General features: G+C 41.6%; 19 protein-coding genes and 1 riboswitch. Of the genes, 15 read left to right on the forward strand and 4 right to left on the reverse strand.

Annotated elements, in window-relative coordinates; genetic code table 11:
- Window positions 1-4 precede the first annotated feature (4 nt).
- Genes racE through yidD form a run of 9 tightly spaced genes read left to right on the forward strand, consistent with a single transcriptional unit; the run spans window position 5 to window position 5,739 of the window.
- The gene (racE, locus tag HMPREF0847_RS00165; RefSeq protein ID WP_008809597.1) at window positions 5-799 is read left to right on the forward strand and encodes a glutamate racemase; all 795 of its coding nucleotides are present in this window, start codon (window positions 5-7) and stop codon (window positions 797-799) included.
- A complete protein-coding gene (locus HMPREF0847_RS00170) occupies window positions 796-1,773 on the forward strand; it encodes a nucleoside-triphosphate diphosphatase (protein WP_008809596.1) in 978 nt (325 codons plus the stop codon). The genes racE and HMPREF0847_RS00170 overlap by 4 nt, the downstream gene beginning before the upstream one ends.
- Entirely contained in the window at window positions 1,749-2,270 is a 522-nt protein-coding gene (locus HMPREF0847_RS00175; RefSeq protein ID WP_008809595.1) for a metallophosphoesterase, read from the forward strand. Before HMPREF0847_RS00170 ends, HMPREF0847_RS00175 begins: the two co-directional genes overlap by 25 nt.
- Window positions 2,267-2,728 carry a cyclic-di-AMP-binding protein CbpB gene (cbpB, locus tag HMPREF0847_RS00180; protein ID WP_008809594.1) on the forward strand — a complete coding sequence of 154 codons (462 nt, stop codon included), beginning with the start codon at window positions 2,267-2,269 and terminating at the stop codon, window positions 2,726-2,728. The genes HMPREF0847_RS00175 and cbpB overlap by 4 nt, the downstream gene beginning before the upstream one ends.
- Complete coding sequence (gene xerD, locus HMPREF0847_RS00185) at window positions 2,725-3,453, forward strand: site-specific tyrosine recombinase XerD (RefSeq protein WP_008809593.1); 729 nt, start codon at window positions 2,725-2,727, stop codon at window positions 3,451-3,453. Before cbpB ends, xerD begins: the two co-directional genes overlap by 4 nt.
- Window positions 3,453-4,154 carry a segregation/condensation protein A gene (locus tag HMPREF0847_RS00190; RefSeq protein WP_008809592.1) on the forward strand — a complete coding sequence of 234 codons (702 nt, stop codon included), beginning with the start codon at window positions 3,453-3,455 and terminating at the stop codon, window positions 4,152-4,154. Before xerD ends, HMPREF0847_RS00190 begins: the two co-directional genes overlap by 1 nt.
- A gap of 2 nt (window positions 4,155-4,156) precedes the next feature.
- Entirely contained in the window at window positions 4,157-4,723 is a 567-nt protein-coding gene (scpB, locus tag HMPREF0847_RS00195) for an SMC-Scp complex subunit ScpB (protein ID WP_008809591.1), read from the forward strand.
- 36 nt (window positions 4,724-4,759) lie between these two features.
- Window positions 4,760-5,488, forward strand: coding sequence for a pseudouridine synthase (locus tag HMPREF0847_RS00200; RefSeq protein WP_008809590.1), 729 nt, complete (start codon window positions 4,760-4,762; stop codon window positions 5,486-5,488).
- A complete protein-coding gene (gene yidD / locus HMPREF0847_RS00205) occupies window positions 5,485-5,739 on the forward strand; it encodes a membrane protein insertion efficiency factor YidD (RefSeq protein ID WP_008809589.1) in 255 nt (84 codons plus the stop codon). The genes HMPREF0847_RS00200 and yidD overlap by 4 nt, the downstream gene beginning before the upstream one ends.
- Before the next feature lie 372 nt (window positions 5,740-6,111).
- Here yidD and HMPREF0847_RS00210 read toward each other — a convergent pair whose 3' ends face one another.
- Together HMPREF0847_RS00210 and trkA are read right to left on the reverse strand one after the other, a co-directional pair.
- Window positions 6,112-7,554: a TrkH family potassium uptake protein gene (locus HMPREF0847_RS00210; protein WP_008809588.1), complete on the reverse strand. Its 1,443-nt coding sequence runs from the start codon at window positions 7,552-7,554 to the stop codon at window positions 6,112-6,114.
- A gap of 4 nt (window positions 7,555-7,558) precedes the next feature.
- Window positions 7,559-8,908, reverse strand: coding sequence for a Trk system potassium transporter TrkA (gene trkA, locus HMPREF0847_RS00215; protein WP_008809587.1), 1,350 nt, complete (start codon window positions 8,906-8,908; stop codon window positions 7,559-7,561).
- Window positions 8,909-9,268: 360 nt separating this feature from the next.
- On the opposite strand from trkA, the gene HMPREF0847_RS00220 reads away from it, so the two are divergent.
- From HMPREF0847_RS00220 to HMPREF0847_RS00245, 6 genes are all read left to right on the forward strand, one after another.
- Window positions 9,269-9,775, forward strand: a complete 507-nt coding sequence (locus HMPREF0847_RS00220; protein ID WP_008809586.1) for a tRNA (cytidine(34)-2'-O)-methyltransferase — start codon at window positions 9,269-9,271, stop codon at window positions 9,773-9,775.
- A gap of 55 nt (window positions 9,776-9,830) precedes the next feature.
- Window positions 9,831-9,981: riboswitch (FMN riboswitch) on the forward strand.
- A gap of 131 nt (window positions 9,982-10,112) precedes the next feature.
- Window positions 10,113-10,670, forward strand: a complete 558-nt coding sequence (locus HMPREF0847_RS00225) for an ECF transporter S component (protein ID WP_020992571.1) — start codon at window positions 10,113-10,115, stop codon at window positions 10,668-10,670.
- Complete coding sequence (locus HMPREF0847_RS00230; protein WP_008809584.1) at window positions 10,660-11,310, forward strand: phosphatase PAP2 family protein; 651 nt, start codon at window positions 10,660-10,662, stop codon at window positions 11,308-11,310. The genes HMPREF0847_RS00225 and HMPREF0847_RS00230 overlap by 11 nt, the downstream gene beginning before the upstream one ends.
- 95 nt (window positions 11,311-11,405) lie before the next feature.
- Window positions 11,406-11,714: an MGMT family protein gene (locus HMPREF0847_RS00235; RefSeq protein WP_008809583.1), complete on the forward strand. Its 309-nt coding sequence runs from the start codon at window positions 11,406-11,408 to the stop codon at window positions 11,712-11,714.
- Between the two features lie 59 nt (window positions 11,715-11,773).
- A complete protein-coding gene (locus HMPREF0847_RS00240) occupies window positions 11,774-12,721 on the forward strand; it encodes a TIGR01212 family radical SAM protein (RefSeq protein WP_020992572.1) in 948 nt (315 codons plus the stop codon).
- On the forward strand, window positions 12,715-13,269 hold the full coding sequence (locus HMPREF0847_RS00245) for a class I SAM-dependent methyltransferase (protein ID WP_008809581.1): 555 nt from the start codon (window positions 12,715-12,717) through the stop codon (window positions 13,267-13,269). The genes HMPREF0847_RS00240 and HMPREF0847_RS00245 overlap by 7 nt, the downstream gene beginning before the upstream one ends.
- 170 nt (window positions 13,270-13,439) lie before the next feature.
- Here the strand turns inward: HMPREF0847_RS00245 and HMPREF0847_RS00250 are convergent, their stop codons facing one another.
- Both HMPREF0847_RS00250 and HMPREF0847_RS00255 read right to left on the reverse strand, forming a co-directional pair.
- Window positions 13,440-15,002 carry a beta-carotene 15,15'-monooxygenase gene (locus HMPREF0847_RS00250; protein WP_008809580.1) on the reverse strand — a complete coding sequence of 521 codons (1,563 nt, stop codon included), beginning with the start codon at window positions 15,000-15,002 and terminating at the stop codon, window positions 13,440-13,442.
- Window positions 14,999-15,793 carry an ABC transporter ATP-binding protein gene (locus tag HMPREF0847_RS00255; RefSeq protein WP_008809579.1) on the reverse strand — a complete coding sequence of 265 codons (795 nt, stop codon included), beginning with the start codon at window positions 15,791-15,793 and terminating at the stop codon, window positions 14,999-15,001. Before HMPREF0847_RS00255 ends, HMPREF0847_RS00250 begins: the two co-directional genes overlap by 4 nt.
- Between the last annotated feature and the right edge of the window lie 37 nt (window positions 15,794-15,830).

Below are 15,830 nucleotides of genomic sequence, written 5' to 3' on the forward strand. Positions count from 1 at the left end.
TTTTATGGATAATCGACCGATTGGTTTTCTAGATTCCGGAGTGGGCGGTTTGACGGTTGTACGTGAATTGATGCGACAGCTTCCCCACGAAGAAGTCATTTATATCGGGGATTCTGCTCGTGCTCCTTATGGACCAAGACCAGCTGAGCAAATCAGAGACTATACCTGGCAACTGGTCAATTTTCTTTTGACTAAAGATGTGAAAATGATAGTTATTGCTTGTAATACAGCGACAGCTGTTGTCTGGGAAGAGATTAAAGAAAAACTAGATATTCCAGTTTTAGGAGTAATTCTACCTGGGGCTTCTGCAGCAATAAAGTCAACTCATTCAGGAAAGATTGGAGTGATTGGGACACCAATGACAGTCACTTCAGATATCTATCGCAAGAAAATTGAAGCTTTGTCACCTGAGATGGAGGTTAGTAGCTTGGCTTGTCCTAAGTTTGTTCCTCTAGTTGAGTCAAATGAGCTAACGTCCAGTGTTACAAAAAAAGTTGTCTATGAGACCTTGCTTCCGTTAGCAGGGAAGGTGGACACGCTTGTTCTGGGTTGTACACATTATCCTCTCCTGAGATCTATTATTCAAAATGTGATGGGACCGGATGTTAAACTGATTGACAGTGGGGCAGAGTGTGTAAGGGATATCTCTGTTCTTTTAAACTACTTTGAAATTAATCGTAGCCGAGAAGAACAGACTTTGCAGCATCGTTTTTATACAACAGCCAGTGCTAAGAGTTTTGCTGAGATTGCTGAACATTGGCTTGGACAGAAGGTAAGCGTGGAGCATATAGATTTATGAGTGAAAAAATATACGAATATAAGGATGACCAAGACTGGTATATCACTAAGTGGAGCGAAACGGAATCTTTTAGTAATTTTTCGCAGGTATCAGCTGAGGCTTGCAAAATTTTAGAAGATTTGCAAGTAGCTCTGAATAAGGATGGACATAATTTCCCAATTGAAGTGACGATTTTACGTTACCATTCTGCATATCGCTTATTGGTCTTTTTAGTAGACCTTATCAATGAAGAGGCTAAAAGAAAGTTAGAACTGATCCAGCGTCAAGGGGCTTTACTTGTAGTGGAGTCAGGCCAACTTTTGTATGTCTATATACCTCAAGGCGGAGTTTCATTGACTGATTTTTTGGGAGCTAAAGAAGTCAAGGATACTCTTTTAATCGCTACTCGAAATGAAGGCAAAACGAAAGAGTTTCGAAAGTTATTTGGAAAATTGGGCTACAAGGTTGAGAATCTCAATGACTACCCCGACTTGCCAGAAGTGGCTGAAACAGGAATGACCTTTGAAGAAAATGCCCGGCTCAAGGCAGAAACCATTAGCCAGCTAACTGGGAAAATGGTTTTAGCTGATGATTCGGGTTTACAAGTTGATATTCTTGGAGGACTTCCTGGAGTCTGGTCCGCTCGCTTTGCTGGAGTAGGTGCAACCGATGCGGAGAATAATATTAAGCTCTTGCATGAGTTGGCTATGGTCTTTGAATTAAAGGATCGTGCAGCTCATTTTCATACAACATTGGTCGTGGCCAGTCCTGAAAAAGAAAGTTTAGTAGTTGAGGCTGACTGGCCTGGTTATATCAATTTTGAGCCAAAAGGAGAAAATGGCTTTGGTTATGATCCTCTCTTTTTGGTTGGTGAAACAGGCAAGACATCAGCTGAGCTGACAGTAGAAGAGAAGAATGAGCAATCTCATCGCGCTCAGGCAGTGAAAAAGTTAATGGAGGTATTTCCAGCATGGCAAAGCAAACAATCATTGTAATGAGTGACTCTCATGGTGATCGCTCAATTGTCGAGGAGATAAAAAATTATTACTTAGGTAAGGTAGACGGCATTTTCCACAATGGTGACTCTGAATTGCCAAGCGATGACCCTGTTTGGGAGGGGATTCACGTTGTTGCTGGCAATATGGACTTTTATGATGGCTATCCGGATCGACTAGTGACAGATTTGAATGGGACTCGTATAGCTCAAGCTCACGGTCATTTATTCCAAATTAACTTTTCTTTTCAAAAGCTAGATTTGTGGGCCCAAGAAGAAAATGCGGATATTTGTCTTTATGGCCACCTACATATCCCGGATGCTTGGATGGAAGGGAAGACTCTCTTTTTAAATCCAGGGTCTATCAGTCAACCCCGTGGTTTGATTACGGAGCGTCTTTATGCTAAGGTTGAAATTGAAGAAGATCGTTTCAGAGTGGATTATTTCACTCGTCAGCATCAACTATACCCAAGTTTGTCAAAGGAGTTTGCTAGATGATAGCCCAGGCATTTGAAGAATATCTTGTGAAACAAGAAGGTGCTTTTCTGACACCTGCTGAAAATTTAGCAGTGTTGGTAGACAGTCACAATGTTGATCACGCTATTTTGTTGTTGAGTCAGATGACCTATTCGCGAATTCCAGTTGTGACGGATGAAAAGAAATTTGTCGGGACTATTTCTCTGACAGATATCATGGCTTATCGGATGCAGCATGATCTTCCAGAAGAAGAATTTATGGCGATGGACATCGTTCACATGACTAAAACAAATGGCTTAACTGTAGGAGTTGATTACACGATTTCAGAAGTCTTGCATAAATTGATAGATGAGTCCTTCTTGCCTGTGGTAGGAGAAGATCAGCATTTTCATGGAATTATCACGAGAAAGTCGATTCTCAAAGCAGTTAATGCCCTTTTGCATGATTTTTCAAGCAGATATGAGATGAAAGCTAAATGAAAGAAGCAATCGACCAGTTTATACAGCAAAAACAGTTATCTAAAAATTCCAGGCTTGCTTATACCTACGATTTAGAACAATTCCTTGAACAAGTTGGAACAATAAATGATACTAGTCTGCGCCTCTATCAGTCTTCTTTGCAGCCTTTAAAGCTTTCTGTGCAAAAACGGAAATTATCAGCAGTTAACCAATTTTTGTATTTTCTCTATAATAAGAAATATATAGAACATTACTACAAATTAAGTATTCCCAAGGATCAGAAAGAAAGCTCTTCACAAGGTTCGCTCCTTGATTTATCAGTTTTTTGGCAGGAGAGTCAAGTTCCTCAGGGGCGTTTAATTGCCCTTCTGATTTTAGAAAATGGTCTTTTGCCGAGTGAAATTTTGCCTATAAAAGTCACGGATATCCAGTTTGATTTTCAGATTTTAAGTGTTGAGAAAGCGGGTCAAAAGAGGATTGTCCAACTTTCTTCCAAATTGACAGAAGAATTAAGTAGGATGGCTTCAGGGACCTATTTATTTGAAAAAAAAGGAAAACCTTATTCGAGACAGTGGGCCTTTCGTCAACTAGAGGCATTTTTATCAGAAAAAGGGCAGGCAGGTTTGTCTGCTCAGAGTTTGAGAGAACAATATATTTTGCGACAGTTGAAAGATAATCGAAGCCTGCATGATATCGCTCGTGATCTAGGGTTGAAAAGTATTACTACATTAGAAAAATATAGATAATGGATATAAAAATTAAAGATTTTGAGGGACCCCTGGATTTGCTACTCCATTTAGTTTCCAAGTACCAGATGGATATTTATGATGTTCCAATTACAGAGGTTATTGAACAATATTTAGCCTATGTTGCGACCTTGCAGGCCATGCGCCTGGAGGTGGCTGGGGAATATATGGTCATGGCTAGTCAGCTTATGCTTATTAAAAGTCGCAAACTTCTACCTAAAGTAGTGGATGATGCTGACTTAGAGGAAGATTTAGAACATGACCTGTTGAGTCAAATTGAGGAGTATCGTAAATTTAAACTTCTCGGTGAGAAAATGGCGGAGCAGCACGAAGAGCGGGCTCAATATTATTCTAAGCCTAAGATTGAATTAGTTTATGAAGATGCTGAGTTGGTGCATGACCGCTCAGCCATTGATTTGTTTTTGGCCTTTTCTGGCTTATTAGCTAAAAAAAGAGAAGAATTTCGTCATAGTCATACTACCATTGTCAAAGATGAATATAAGATTGAAGACATGATGGATGTGGTCTTGGAACGCTGTAAGAGTCAAAAAAAATTGGCCTTACAGGAGTTATTTACTGAGACCAAGGACATGAACGAGGTCATCACTCTCTTTTTAGCAACCTTGGAATTAGTGAAAGTACAGGAGATTCAATTGCTCCAAGAAGAAAATTTTGGAAGTATCTATCTAATTAGGAAGTAAACATGAGTAAGTTATCAGAAATAGAAGCGCTTCTTTTTGTGGCAGGGGAAGACGGCTTGAAAGTTCGGCAGATTGCTGAAATCCTGTCCATTCCTCCTACGGGAGTTAGCCAAAGTTTAGAAAAATTGGCAGCTAAGTACGAAGCCGATGCTGACTGTAGTCTGGCTTTACTTGAAACGTCGAATACTTATAAATTAGTTACCAAACAAGCTTTTGCAGAACTCCTGCGTGCTTATTCTAAATCGCCGATCAATCAGAGTCTGTCACGCGCTGCTTTAGAAACTCTGTCAATTATTGCTTATAAACAGCCAATCACTCGAGTAGAGATTGATGATATCCGTGGGGTTAATTCTAGCGGGGCGCTTGCTAAGTTATTGGCATTTGAGCTGGTTCGAGAAGATGGTAAAAAGGAGGTCCTTGGTCGTCCTAACCTTTATGTGACAACAGATTATTTCTTAGATTACATGGGAATCAACCATTTGGACGAATTACCAGTCGTGACAGATACAGAATTGGTAGCAGAAGAAAGCCAATTATTTGGTCAAGCGACCGAATCAGAGTTAGAATAAAATGGCTGAACTGTGTATCTTGTGAAAGGATGAAAGATGAGAATTAATAAATATATTGCCCATGCAGGAGTGGCTAGTCGCCGGAAAGCAGAAGAGCTGATTAAGCAAGGCCTTGTGACAATCAATGGCCAGGTGGTTCGAGAACTGGCAACCTTGGTTAAAACAGGTGACAAAGTCGAAGTAGAAGGGCAGCCTATCTATAATGAGGAAAAGGTCTACTACCTGTTAAATAAGCCTCGTGGAGTCATTTCTAGTGTGACAGATGACAAGGGACGTAAAACGGTGGTAGACTTGTTGCCTCAAGTCAAAGAACGGATTTATCCGGTTGGTCGTCTAGACTGGGATACTTCTGGACTTCTTATCCTGACTAATGATGGCGATTTTACAGATGAGATGATTCATCCACGTAATGAGATTGACAAGGTTTATGTCGCTCGTGTAAAAGGAATCGCCAACAAAGAAAATCTTCTCCCATTGACTCGTGGTGTAGAAATTGATGGTAAAAAGACCAAACCGGCAGTTTATGAAATCATAAAAGTCGATCCTGTCAAAAATCGGTCTGTTGTTCAGCTGACCATCCATGAGGGTCGGAATCATCAAGTGAAAAAGATGTTCCAAGCGGTCGGCTTAGAGGTAGATAAGCTGTCTCGGACGCGCTTCGGACATTTGGATCTGACAGGACTTCGACCAGGTGAATCTAGACGCCTCAATAAAAAAGAAATAAGCCAGCTTCATAATTTGGCTATTACAAAGGCTGGAAAATGATTAAAAAGCTTTTAATCGCTCCAGTTCGCTTTTACCAACGTTTTATTTCACCTGCATTTCCACCTTCCTGTCGTTTTCGGCCCACCTGCTCTAATTATATGATTGAGGCTATTCAGAAGCATGGAGCCAAAGGTGTCCTGATGGGTTTGGCGCGGATTTTTCGTTGCCATCCTTGGTCTCAGCCGGGAGAAGATCCCGTACCAGACCATTTTAGCCTGAAAAGAAACGATACAAGAAAACAGTCTCACTAGATACGTATAGTTCTTTATCTCTAATCGAAAGGCTCACCATTTTTTCTAGTGCTTTTAACCACTAGAGAAAATAGAGAGCCTTCATAATGCAAAAAAAAAAACAAGTCACACAGAGAGGCTGGGCATAGGGCTCCAGTCTCTCTGTTTTTTATAGACGAAGTTGGGAAACCTTTCTTGAGTAGGAGCTTCGTCTAGGTCTTCTAGGTAACTTTTTGATGATGGAGAATTTGTTTTCACTATCGTTTTATCAGGCCTATTCTTTGCAATCAAAAAGCTCTCTCAGGCCTATAGTTATTGATCCACTACAGAAATGAGAGAGCTAACATTATTTAGTAAGACTTTTTTGATAGACCGGTATTCCCTGAATGTGTCCTATCTTCTAGACCAAGTTTTGGGTAGGAAGAGCAGGAGCATTGGATAGATTTCCAGGCGTCCAGCAATCATAGCCAAGGACAAGAGAAATTTAGAAAGGGGACTGAAAATAGAAAAGCTCTCAGTTGTTCCGATCATCGGCCCGATGTTATTAAAACAGCTTAGTACTCCACTGACAACGGTCATAAAGTTATTATTATCAAAGCTCACAATAAAAATAAGTGCCGCAATAATCATCATATAGACAACCATGTACTTTAAGACCTTGTGCTGGGTATCTTTATCTAGTACATTTCCGTTGACATGTAAGGTCAATACCCGGTTTGGAGAAAGGGTTGATAGAATCTGATTTTTTGCAATCCTCGCCAAAATCATACAACGAATGACTTTAAATCCTCCGGCGGTAGAACCTGCAGACCCTCCGATACACATTAAAAGCAAGAGGATAAACTGTGAAAAGAGAGGCCAATCAACAGTGTTTCCAAAACCAAAACCTGTTGTAGTGATGGTGTTGGAGACTTGGAAGAATGACATTTCCAAGCTGTCAGCAATATTCCCATGGAAAATATGGAGGATATTGAAGGTGATGAGGAGAGTAGAAACCCCAACGATTGTCAAGTAACCTTTTAGCTCTTCATCAGCAAAGAAAGCTTTGAATTTTCTGATCAGGAAGAAATAGTAAAGGTTAAAGTTGACCCCAAAAGTCAAGACTCCAAAGCTAACAAGATAGGTAATCAGTGGACTGTTATAGTGGGCAATACCGTCATTATAAACGGTGAATCCACCTGTACCAGCTGTTCCCATACCAATAATGAAACTGTCAAATAAAGGCATTCCTGCTAGGAAATAAAGAAAAGTGAAAATAGCAAAAAGGGCCAAGTAGATGATGTAGAGAATCTGGGCAGTGTCTTTAAGTTTGGAGACGACCTTGCCAAAGACAGGACCTGGCACTTCAGCCTTCATGACTTCCAAGTGACCGTTCTTGGCATTATCCATAATAGCTAAGGCAAAGACCAACACTCCCATACCACCAATTAAGTGGGTAAAACTACGCCAGAAAAGTAGAGAGTGGGAGAGGACACCAACATCGTTGAGAATAGTGGCACCAGTTGTGGTAAATCCTGAGCTAACTTCAAAGAAAGCATCAATAATATTTGGAATTTGTCCAGAAAAGACAAAAGGTAGAGCCCCAAAGAAGGACCAAAGAATCCAACAGAGTGCAACAATCAAGACGCCTTCCTTAGCGTAGATGTGAGCGTCTTTGGGTTTAAAGAAAACACCAACTCCACCTAAAATTAGCAAAATACCAATTGTAAGACCCAAAGATAGAAAGACTTTAGCTGGCTCCTGATAGATGACAGCTATGACAACTGGCACTAAAAGCAGGCAGGCTTCAATCAGTAACAACTTAGAGAGGAGATAACGAATCATGGATTTATTCATCTGATTACTCCTCTAACAAGTCATAAATTTTGGTGATGTTTTGCAATAAGGTTGTGACAAGAATTTTGTCTCCAGCCTTAATTTGATCGTCACCAGTTGGGAAGATGGCTTTTCCTTGACGGATGATAGCAGCCAAAAGAACTCCTTTTTTCAGTTTCAGCTGAGACAAAGGTCGATTTGTCATCTTATTTTCTTCTTTAATCTGGAATTGTAGAGTTTCAATGCGACCGTTTGCAACATGGTGCAAGGCTTCTAAGCTAGAGAATTGTGCATTGTAGCGACCGCGGATAAAGTGCATAATGGTATCTACAGCAATTCCTTTTGGTGTAACGATACTAGCAAAATCTTGACTATCAATAATTTCTAGTAGACTCGTTCGATTGATTTTTGTAATATTTTTTTGAACACCGATGCTGTTTAGGAACATAGACGCAATAATATTTTCTTCATCGACACCTGTAAGAGTAGCAACTGCATCATAATTTGGCGCACTTTCTTCTAAAAGAATATCTTTGGCAGTACCGTCACCATGAACAACGTAAATATCAGGAAATTCCTGACTGAACCATTCAGCTCTTTGACGATTAATTTCTAAGACTTTAAGATCAATTTTACTATCTTTCAGAATGTTTAAAAGATAGTAGGCGATCTTACCTGCCCCGATAATCAGCAGGCTCTTAATAACACGTGGGCGGATGTAATGGTGGAAAGCCATAATTTCTGAGCGATTTCCGGTCATGAAGATCTTATCGTTTGCCTGGATCCTGACATCTCCATCAGGAATAGTCAGTTCATTATTCCGTTCAATAGCGCAGATAATGACATTTCCATATTGTTTCCGGAAGTCAGAAATAGTTGTCTGACACAAGGGACTATTGTCCTTTACCTTGAATTCCATTAAGGCCACACGTCCATTGGCAAAATGCTCAAAAGATAGGGCGTTAGGGAAGTCAATGATATTAGCAATTGAGCGTGCAGCCAATTGTTCAGGATTGACAACTAAAGAGAAGCCAAGAATATTTTTCTCCTTAAAGAAAGGATTGGAATATTCAGGATTGCGGACGCGGACAACAGTTTCTTTAGCTCCCATTTTCTTTGCTAAAACTGCGGAAACCATATTGACTTCGTCTTGTTCAGTCATAGAGATAAAAATATCGCAAGATTCAATATTTGCTTGCTCTAAAACTTTAAAATTAGCTCCATTTCCTAGAATACCAATAATATCGTAACGTTTGGTCAAGTGGTTGAGAACAGCCTCATCCTGCTCGATAAGAACCACATCATGATTCTCAGCAACAAGCGAGCGGCAAAGGGCGCTTCCGACTTTACCACCACCAACAAGAATAATCTTCATCTTATACCTCCGAGATATGTATCTATCATACTCTATTTTGCAAAAAATTTCATCTCTTTGCTTCAATGTAGTGGTTTTGCCTGGAATAAGAGAGGATTTTTTCTAGTTGTTCCTCTATCTGTTTGAGAAATTAAAGCTCTCTTTTTATATAATTTAGAAAAAATAAAAAAATCGTTCATTTTCAAGCTCTTTAAGTTGACATGTCAAAGGAAAATGATATACTAGAAAAGTGCTATCATTGATTTACCTCAAACCTGTTGTGATGTAAGTTAATGAAGCTTTAACCACGCTGTTTGCTGAGCTTGACTCCGGGCAGTGTGGCTATTTTTTTATACAAATGACGACTAGGAAAAGAGAAAGATGCTAGAAAATCACATTGTACTATTTGAACCTCAAATCCCACAAAATACTGGGAATATAGCTCGGACTTGTGCAGCAACAAATGCTCCCTTGCATATTATTAAGCCTATGGGCTTCCCTATTGATGACCGTAAGATGAAGCGAGCTGGTCTGGATTACTGGGATAAGCTGGATATTAGTTATTATGAGAGTCTGGAAGACTTTATGGAAAAAATGGATGGCCAGCTCTACTTGGTTTCAAAGTTTGCTGAAAAGGTCTATTCTGAAGAGGATTTTTCCAAGGAGGGCAAACATTATTTTATGTTTGGCCGTGAAGACAAAGGCCTGCCAGAAGAATTCATGCGTCAGCACCCAGAAAAAGCTCTACGTATTCCCATGAATGATCAGCATGTCAGAAGCCTTAATGTTTCAAATACAGTCTGTATGATTGTTTATGAAGCCCTGCGTCAGCAGAATTTTGTTGGCCTTGAACTGGTACATGAGTATGAAGCGGATAAGCTGAAATAATTTGTATTACATCAAACAAGGAACTTGCTATTGCAGGTTCTTTTTGGTATCATAAAAGAGTCTTCAGGGCAGGGTGAAATTCCCGACCGGCGGTAATTTTTGGACTGGAAATGTTTTTTCCTCAATGCCAAATCAAGTCCGCGAGCGCAAGCTGATGTGGTGAAATTCCACAACCGACAGTATAGTCTGGATGGGAGAAGACGAAGGGCATTGAATTTATTTTGCCATTTAATCTTTATTTAAGGGCTGAGCCTTATACTAAATAATCATTAGCTGACAAGCTTTTTTCGGTAGCCTTTCCAGCTTCTCTAATTTTTATAAATTGGAGGAACCTGTGATGACAAATACTCGTAAATTGGCGATTGTAGCAGTTTTATCTGCTCTATCATTTCTACTCATGCTTTATGAGATTCCTTTGATAACCGAGTTCTTAAAGTTGGATTTTTCAATTATTCCGATTTTACTGGCTTTGGTGGTCTTGGATTTCAAAAGCTCAATGGCTGTACTCTTAATTCGCTCGGCCTTAAAGCTGGCTTTGAATAATCATGGTATAGGCACTCTTATCGGTCTCCCCATGAATATATTGGCGGTCACTGTTTTTGTTTCTGCTTTTGCACTCTTATGGAAAAAGAGGAAGAGCTTGTCTGACTATGTGAAGGCCTCTCTGGTGGCAACGCTTGGTCTAACCGTCACTATGATCGTTTTAAATGTCATTTATGCAATTCCACTCTTTGCAAGGTTTGCAGGTTTTGATATTTACAAAACATACGGTCTTTCCAAGTATCTGCTAACCATGATTGTCCCTTTTAATCTATTAGAAGGAGTGATCTGGGCTGTTGTCTTTTGGCTAATTTACACACTTTTACAGCCTGTTCTAAAACGCTATGAAAAATAAACAATCTTATCTAACAAAGGGCACTTTTGCCCTTTTACTTTTCGTTATACTCGGTTATATGGTCAAGTTTTATCCTGACCAGCTGACTCATTTTGATAACCCCATTCAGACCTGGTTGCGGGGCGATTTACCTACAGCTTTGACAACTTTTTTTAAACTTGTAACCAGTGTGATTGATCCATTGGGGATTATCATTTGGGTTTCTGCCCTTGTCCTATTTTTCCTGTATAAAAAATGGAAATTAGAAGCTGCTTTACTAGCAGGAAATCTGGTCTTACATGGAATTTTAATCAAGTTGATCAAATTTGTTTACCAAAGAAGCAGGCCTTCTATCACACATTTAGTTGAAGAGGGAGGTTATTCTTTCCCGAGCGGGCATGCCATGGCGACAGCCATTGTACTTGGGACCTTGATTATAATTGTTCAGCAACGGGTTCAGAACCAGCATATTAAGCGCTTGGTACAAGCTTTGCTCCTACTCTATATTTTCACTGTTATGGCCTCCAGAGTCTATCTGGGCGTGCACTATCCGACAGATGTAATCGGAGGAGCTTTGATGGGATTTGCCATTCTTAATATCGAATTTCCCTTTTATGACAAGCTACGCTTTCAGTGGCGTTTCAAAGGGAAGCAGAAATAAATAGAGATGAGGAAGGTTGGCTTTGCCAGCCTTTTTGTCTTGACAAAGAAAGTCTCTTTCTTTAAGATAGGAGCAAACTAGATTAGGAGGTTAGCATGTCCAATTTAAATCAAGAACTCATCGATGCTGTTTTAGCATTAGTAGATAGCATTCCCTCTGGGCGCGTGGCGACCTATGGTCAGATTGCTCGTTTAATTGGTCGGCCAAAAAACGCCCGTTTGGTGGGAAAGATCCTCAGTCAGTCGGAGCTTTATGGCGGCAAGCATCCTTGCCACCGGGTAGTCAATGCGGCAGGGCGCCTTGCACCAGGCTGGGAAGAGCAAGCGCACTTGCTTTGGGCGGAGGGAATAGACTTGAAGGCCAATGGCCGTGTGGACCTCAAGCGTTATCAGTGGGAGCCATGATTTTCTTCTTTCTTGGTGAAAGAGGAAATTTTTGTTTCTAGGCTCCTTTTTGTGGTAGAATGGAAGGTATGAAATCTTACAATTCTTTGAATGATTATTATCGAAAACTTTTTGGAGAAAAGACTTTTAAGGTACCTATTGATGCGGGCTTTGACTGTCCCAATCGGGATGGTACGGTGGCGCATGGGGGCTGTACCTTCTGTACCGTTTCGGGCTCTGGTGATGCCATTGTGGCACCAGATGCGCCCATTCGCGAGCAGTTCTACAAGGAAATTGACTTTATGCACCGCAAGTGGCCGGATGTTCGCAAGTATCTGGTCTATTTTCAGAACTTCACTAATACTCATGAGAAGCTTGAAGTAATCCGTGAGCGCTATGAACAGGCCATTAACGAGCCGGGTGTCGTTGGACTCAATATCGGAACTCGGCCCGACTGTTTGCCTGATGAGACCATCGCCTACTTGGCTGACCTGTCTGAGCGTATGCATGTGACCGTGGAGCTGGGGCTTCAAACCACTTATGAGGAAACTTCAGATCTTATCAATCGTGCCCATTCTTATGAGCTTTATGTGGAGACGGTCCAGCGCGTTCGTAAGCTAGCTCCCAAGGCGGAGATTGTCTCTCACTTGATTAACGGTCTGCCGGGAGAGACCCATGAGATGATGCTGGAGAATGTTCGCCGCTGTGTGACGGACAATGACATTCAGGGGATTAAGCTTCACCTGCTTCACTTGATGACCAATACCCGCATGCAGCGGGATTATCACGAAGGGCGGCTGCAGCTACTCAGTCAGGAGGAGTATGTCTCTATCGTCTGCGACCAGCTGGAGATTATCCCCGAGCATATCGTCATCCACCGCATCACAGGCGATGCCCCGCGAGATATGTTGATTGGCCCTATGTGGAGCCTCAATAAATGGGAAGTTCTCAATGCCATCGAGGCAGAAATGCGCCGTCGTGGCAGCAAGCAAGGCTGTAAAGCAAAGGAGCAGAAATTCGTATGTTAAGACCTTTACAGATGGCACATGCCTTTTTGGCAGAAGTCGTGACCAAGGAAGATATCGTGGTGGATGCTACTATGGGCAACGGACATGACACCCTCTTTCTGGCTCAATTGGCCAAGCAGGTCTATGCTTTTGACATTCAGGAGCAGGCTGTGGAAAAGACCCGCCAGCGCTTGGCAGAAGCTGGCTTGGACAATGCTCAGCTAATCTTGGCTGGCCATGAGACTCTGGACCAATACACAGACCATTTCAAGGCAGCTATTTTTAATCTTGGCTACTTGCCTTCGGCGGACAAGTCTGTCATTACCCGTCCTGATACGACGCTGGAAGCTTTGGAAAAGGTCTGCCACGGCTTAGAAAAATGTGGCCGAGTAGCCATCATGATTTACTATGGACATGAAGGTGGTGAAGTTGAAAAAGATGCGGTGCTAGACTTCGTCAGTCAGCTGCCCCAGCAGGACTTCACCGTTGCCCTCTACAAGACAATCAATCAGATCAACAATCCTCCTTTTCTGGTCATGATTGAGAAGTTGAGAGAAGTGCTTGGCTAAACGCCTCAGGAGGCGTTTGGTCAAGTGCCTTTTTAATTTATTGACGATTTTATTTGGAAAAATGAGCAAAAAAGCAGTAAACCTTTGTGATTTACTGTTTTAAAAATTCAACTTTCTTTCTCTCAGTGTTCCTATAAAATTATAATAAACTCTTATCGAGTGTTTAAGTTTTATAAATATTTCTCAAGCTGATCTGTTGATTTCCCTTTTCCTTTGTTCTTCCACCAATCACTCAGGTCGACTAAGGATTGAGCGGCGGAAGGGATGAGGAGCAGGACATAGATATAGACGTACTGACTCTTGGTTTCCCAGAAGAAGTGGAAGAGACCGCCTCCCAAGAGAAAGATGAAAGGATAGAGGTCAAAAGGTGTCAGCTTTCCTCTAGTGACGAAAAAATTACGCAAGATAAAGAAACAGGACAGCAGATAGATGCTGGCTAGTAGGGTCAAGAGCAGGAAATTAACAATCTGATAACCGCTTCTTTCCTCATAAATGCTGCGCAGGACAGTTGGCTTCATATATTGCTGGCGCTCAATCTGCGGTCCGGTCCAAATGGACTGAAACGTCGGCTCAGTCCAGGTAGACTTGACTTTTTCATAGAAGAATCTCAGCGCATAAGCAGGATGCTTGCTGAAGTGAATCAAAATATTTTTCAAATCCCGAGTGGCCATTTCTGTAGCCAAATTTTCATTGTACTTGTTGCGCTTGAGAATCTTGGTATTGTAAGCATCATACCAGCCTCCCAAGGTCTGCCGATTAGGATCATCCCGTAGGCCCATAGTGATATAGGCGATTTTTGGGGTACCGACACCGATCTTTCCGCCAATCAGCTGTTCATAGTAGGCTGTCAAACCCTTGTTTGAAAAGACGATACCAACTACAATCAGGACGATAGCTAGTGGTTTTTTCCAAGACCATTTATAAAAGATGGACAGGAAGCAACATCCGATCAGCATGATGGCAAAGATGATATAGTTGTTGCGCAGGAGGCAGGCTAGACTGATGCTAGCAGCTCCCAACAAGGCATAGAGTAGGTTTCCTTTCTGGTCCAGCTTGATAAAAGCATAGAAACTGAGCAGACAGAAGAAGAGCCCAGGAATGGTGCCGTAGACAAAGAGAACGAAAAAGAGCTGTGGTAGAAAGAGAAAAGTCAGCAGAATGGTGTATTTCTGGATCATTTCTCTGGCATTGAGGAGGGCAGTAATCTTGTAAATCAAGAAATGACTGAGTAAAGTCCAGACGACATTCATGCTAAAGGCAAACTGAGTCGTCGGAGAAATAAAAGCATAAAGTCGCTCCAGAGTCATCAGTCCTAGCTGATGGGGATTGCGGTACATGTAGCTTCCGACGGTTGTCAGTGAGCTGTAATCTCCTCGATTAAAGGCCAGGGCTGCATTGAAAACGTGCTTAGCGTCAGCTCGGATCCGACCATCGTAGGCCGTTATCAGAAAAATCGCCGCTGCTATAAAGATGAGTGATAGGATCCAAAAAAGATGCTTGGTCTGAACCTTTTCTAGCAGAGGTCGGATTAAAAAGAGGCTGAAGAGAAAGAGCAGAAGGATAGGGTAGAAATACCAAGGATTGTCGACAAATTGAACTCCCTCAGAAATCCGTAAAGGGATGTATGTGTGGGACAGTAGAATCTGCCCTGACAGGAAAAGCAAGGCAATCGCAGTCATGGTCAGAATCAGGAAATAGCCCAAATTGAAAATGATATTTAAAAACTGCCTCATAAGGAGTTGCCTTCTACTTTGATGAAATAGCGGCCTTCTTCCAATTCAATCAACTCGACTGGCTGTGGATAAAAGCGGTCCATGACCTCTTTTTGGAGGATATCATCTTTAGGGCCTTGGGCTATAATTTCGCCTTCTTTTAGAAGTAGGACATGGTCTATAGCAGATGTAATTTCCTCTACATGGTGGGTGACATAGAGGATAGTTGGTGCTTGGTCCATTTGTGTAATCTTTTTGATTTGATTTAGCAGGCGCTCGCGAGCAAAGAGATCTAGTCCACTGGTTGCTTCATCTAAGATAAGTAGTTCTGGCTCTTCCATGAGACTGCGGGCAATCAGCAAGAGCTGCTTTTCCCCTTGAGACAGACTGGCGTAGCTCCGGCCAATTAAGTCTTGTCCGCCAATGGAGGTCAGCATTTCCCTAGCCTGGTTTAGTTCGGCTTGTCCATAAGCAGCATAGAGAATGCTACTTTTATACTTGCCTGTCAGGACGATTTCTTCGGCGGTGAGATGGCTAGGTAGGCGCTCCGCAATGAAGGAACCAACTACTCCAATCTTAGTTCGCAACTGAGGGATATCACCAGCACCAAATTCCGTACCAAGGACTGTCACTTTTCCTTGGGTCTTCCAATGCTCGGCCATAAGTAGGCGTAAGAGGGTTGACTTTCCTGATCCGTTAAGACCGAGGATGGCCCAATGTTCACCCTTATTCACCTGCCAGTTGAGATTTTTTAAGATAGTTTGGCCTTGTTTTGCCAAGCTTACATTTTCCAGCTTGATAATCTTTTCCATTTTTATTCTTTCTTTCATTAAATCCCCTCTATTATAA

It is taken from the genome of Streptococcus sp. 2_1_36FAA, assembly GCF_000161955.2.
GTDB classification, from domain to species: Bacteria; Bacillota; Bacilli; order Lactobacillales; family Streptococcaceae; genus Streptococcus; species Streptococcus gordonii.

Coding starts and splice junctions, on each gene's coding strand:
- racE (WP_008809597.1), top strand. CDS start 5: ATGGATAATCGACCGATTGGTTTTCTAGATTCCGGAGTGGGCGGTTTG.
- HMPREF0847_RS00170 (WP_008809596.1), top strand. CDS start 796: ATGAGTGAAAAAATATACGAATATAAGGATGACCAAGACTGGTATATC.
- HMPREF0847_RS00175 (WP_008809595.1), top strand. CDS start 1,749: ATGGCAAAGCAAACAATCATTGTAATGAGTGACTCTCATGGTGATCGC.
- cbpB (WP_008809594.1), top strand. CDS start 2,267: ATGATAGCCCAGGCATTTGAAGAATATCTTGTGAAACAAGAAGGTGCT.
- xerD (WP_008809593.1), top strand. CDS start 2,725: ATGAAAGAAGCAATCGACCAGTTTATACAGCAAAAACAGTTATCTAAA.
- HMPREF0847_RS00190 (WP_008809592.1), top strand. CDS start 3,453: ATGGATATAAAAATTAAAGATTTTGAGGGACCCCTGGATTTGCTACTC.
- scpB (WP_008809591.1), top strand. CDS start 4,157: ATGAGTAAGTTATCAGAAATAGAAGCGCTTCTTTTTGTGGCAGGGGAA.
- HMPREF0847_RS00200 (WP_008809590.1), top strand. CDS start 4,760: ATGAGAATTAATAAATATATTGCCCATGCAGGAGTGGCTAGTCGCCGG.
- yidD (WP_008809589.1), top strand. CDS start 5,485: ATGATTAAAAAGCTTTTAATCGCTCCAGTTCGCTTTTACCAACGTTTT.
- HMPREF0847_RS00210 (WP_008809588.1), bottom strand. CDS start 7,554: ATGAATAAATCCATGATTCGTTATCTCCTCTCTAAGTTGTTACTGATT.
- trkA (WP_008809587.1), bottom strand. CDS start 8,908: ATGAAGATTATTCTTGTTGGTGGTGGTAAAGTCGGAAGCGCCCTTTGC.
- HMPREF0847_RS00220 (WP_008809586.1), top strand. CDS start 9,269: ATGCTAGAAAATCACATTGTACTATTTGAACCTCAAATCCCACAAAAT.
- HMPREF0847_RS00225 (WP_020992571.1), top strand. CDS start 10,113: ATGACAAATACTCGTAAATTGGCGATTGTAGCAGTTTTATCTGCTCTA.
- HMPREF0847_RS00230 (WP_008809584.1), top strand. CDS start 10,660: ATGAAAAATAAACAATCTTATCTAACAAAGGGCACTTTTGCCCTTTTA.
- HMPREF0847_RS00235 (WP_008809583.1), top strand. CDS start 11,406: ATGTCCAATTTAAATCAAGAACTCATCGATGCTGTTTTAGCATTAGTA.
- HMPREF0847_RS00240 (WP_020992572.1), top strand. CDS start 11,774: ATGGAAGGTATGAAATCTTACAATTCTTTGAATGATTATTATCGAAAA.
- HMPREF0847_RS00245 (WP_008809581.1), top strand. CDS start 12,715: ATGTTAAGACCTTTACAGATGGCACATGCCTTTTTGGCAGAAGTCGTG.
- HMPREF0847_RS00250 (WP_008809580.1), bottom strand. CDS start 15,002: ATGAGGCAGTTTTTAAATATCATTTTCAATTTGGGCTATTTCCTGATT.
- HMPREF0847_RS00255 (WP_008809579.1), bottom strand. CDS start 15,793: ATGGAAAAGATTATCAAGCTGGAAAATGTAAGCTTGGCAAAACAAGGC.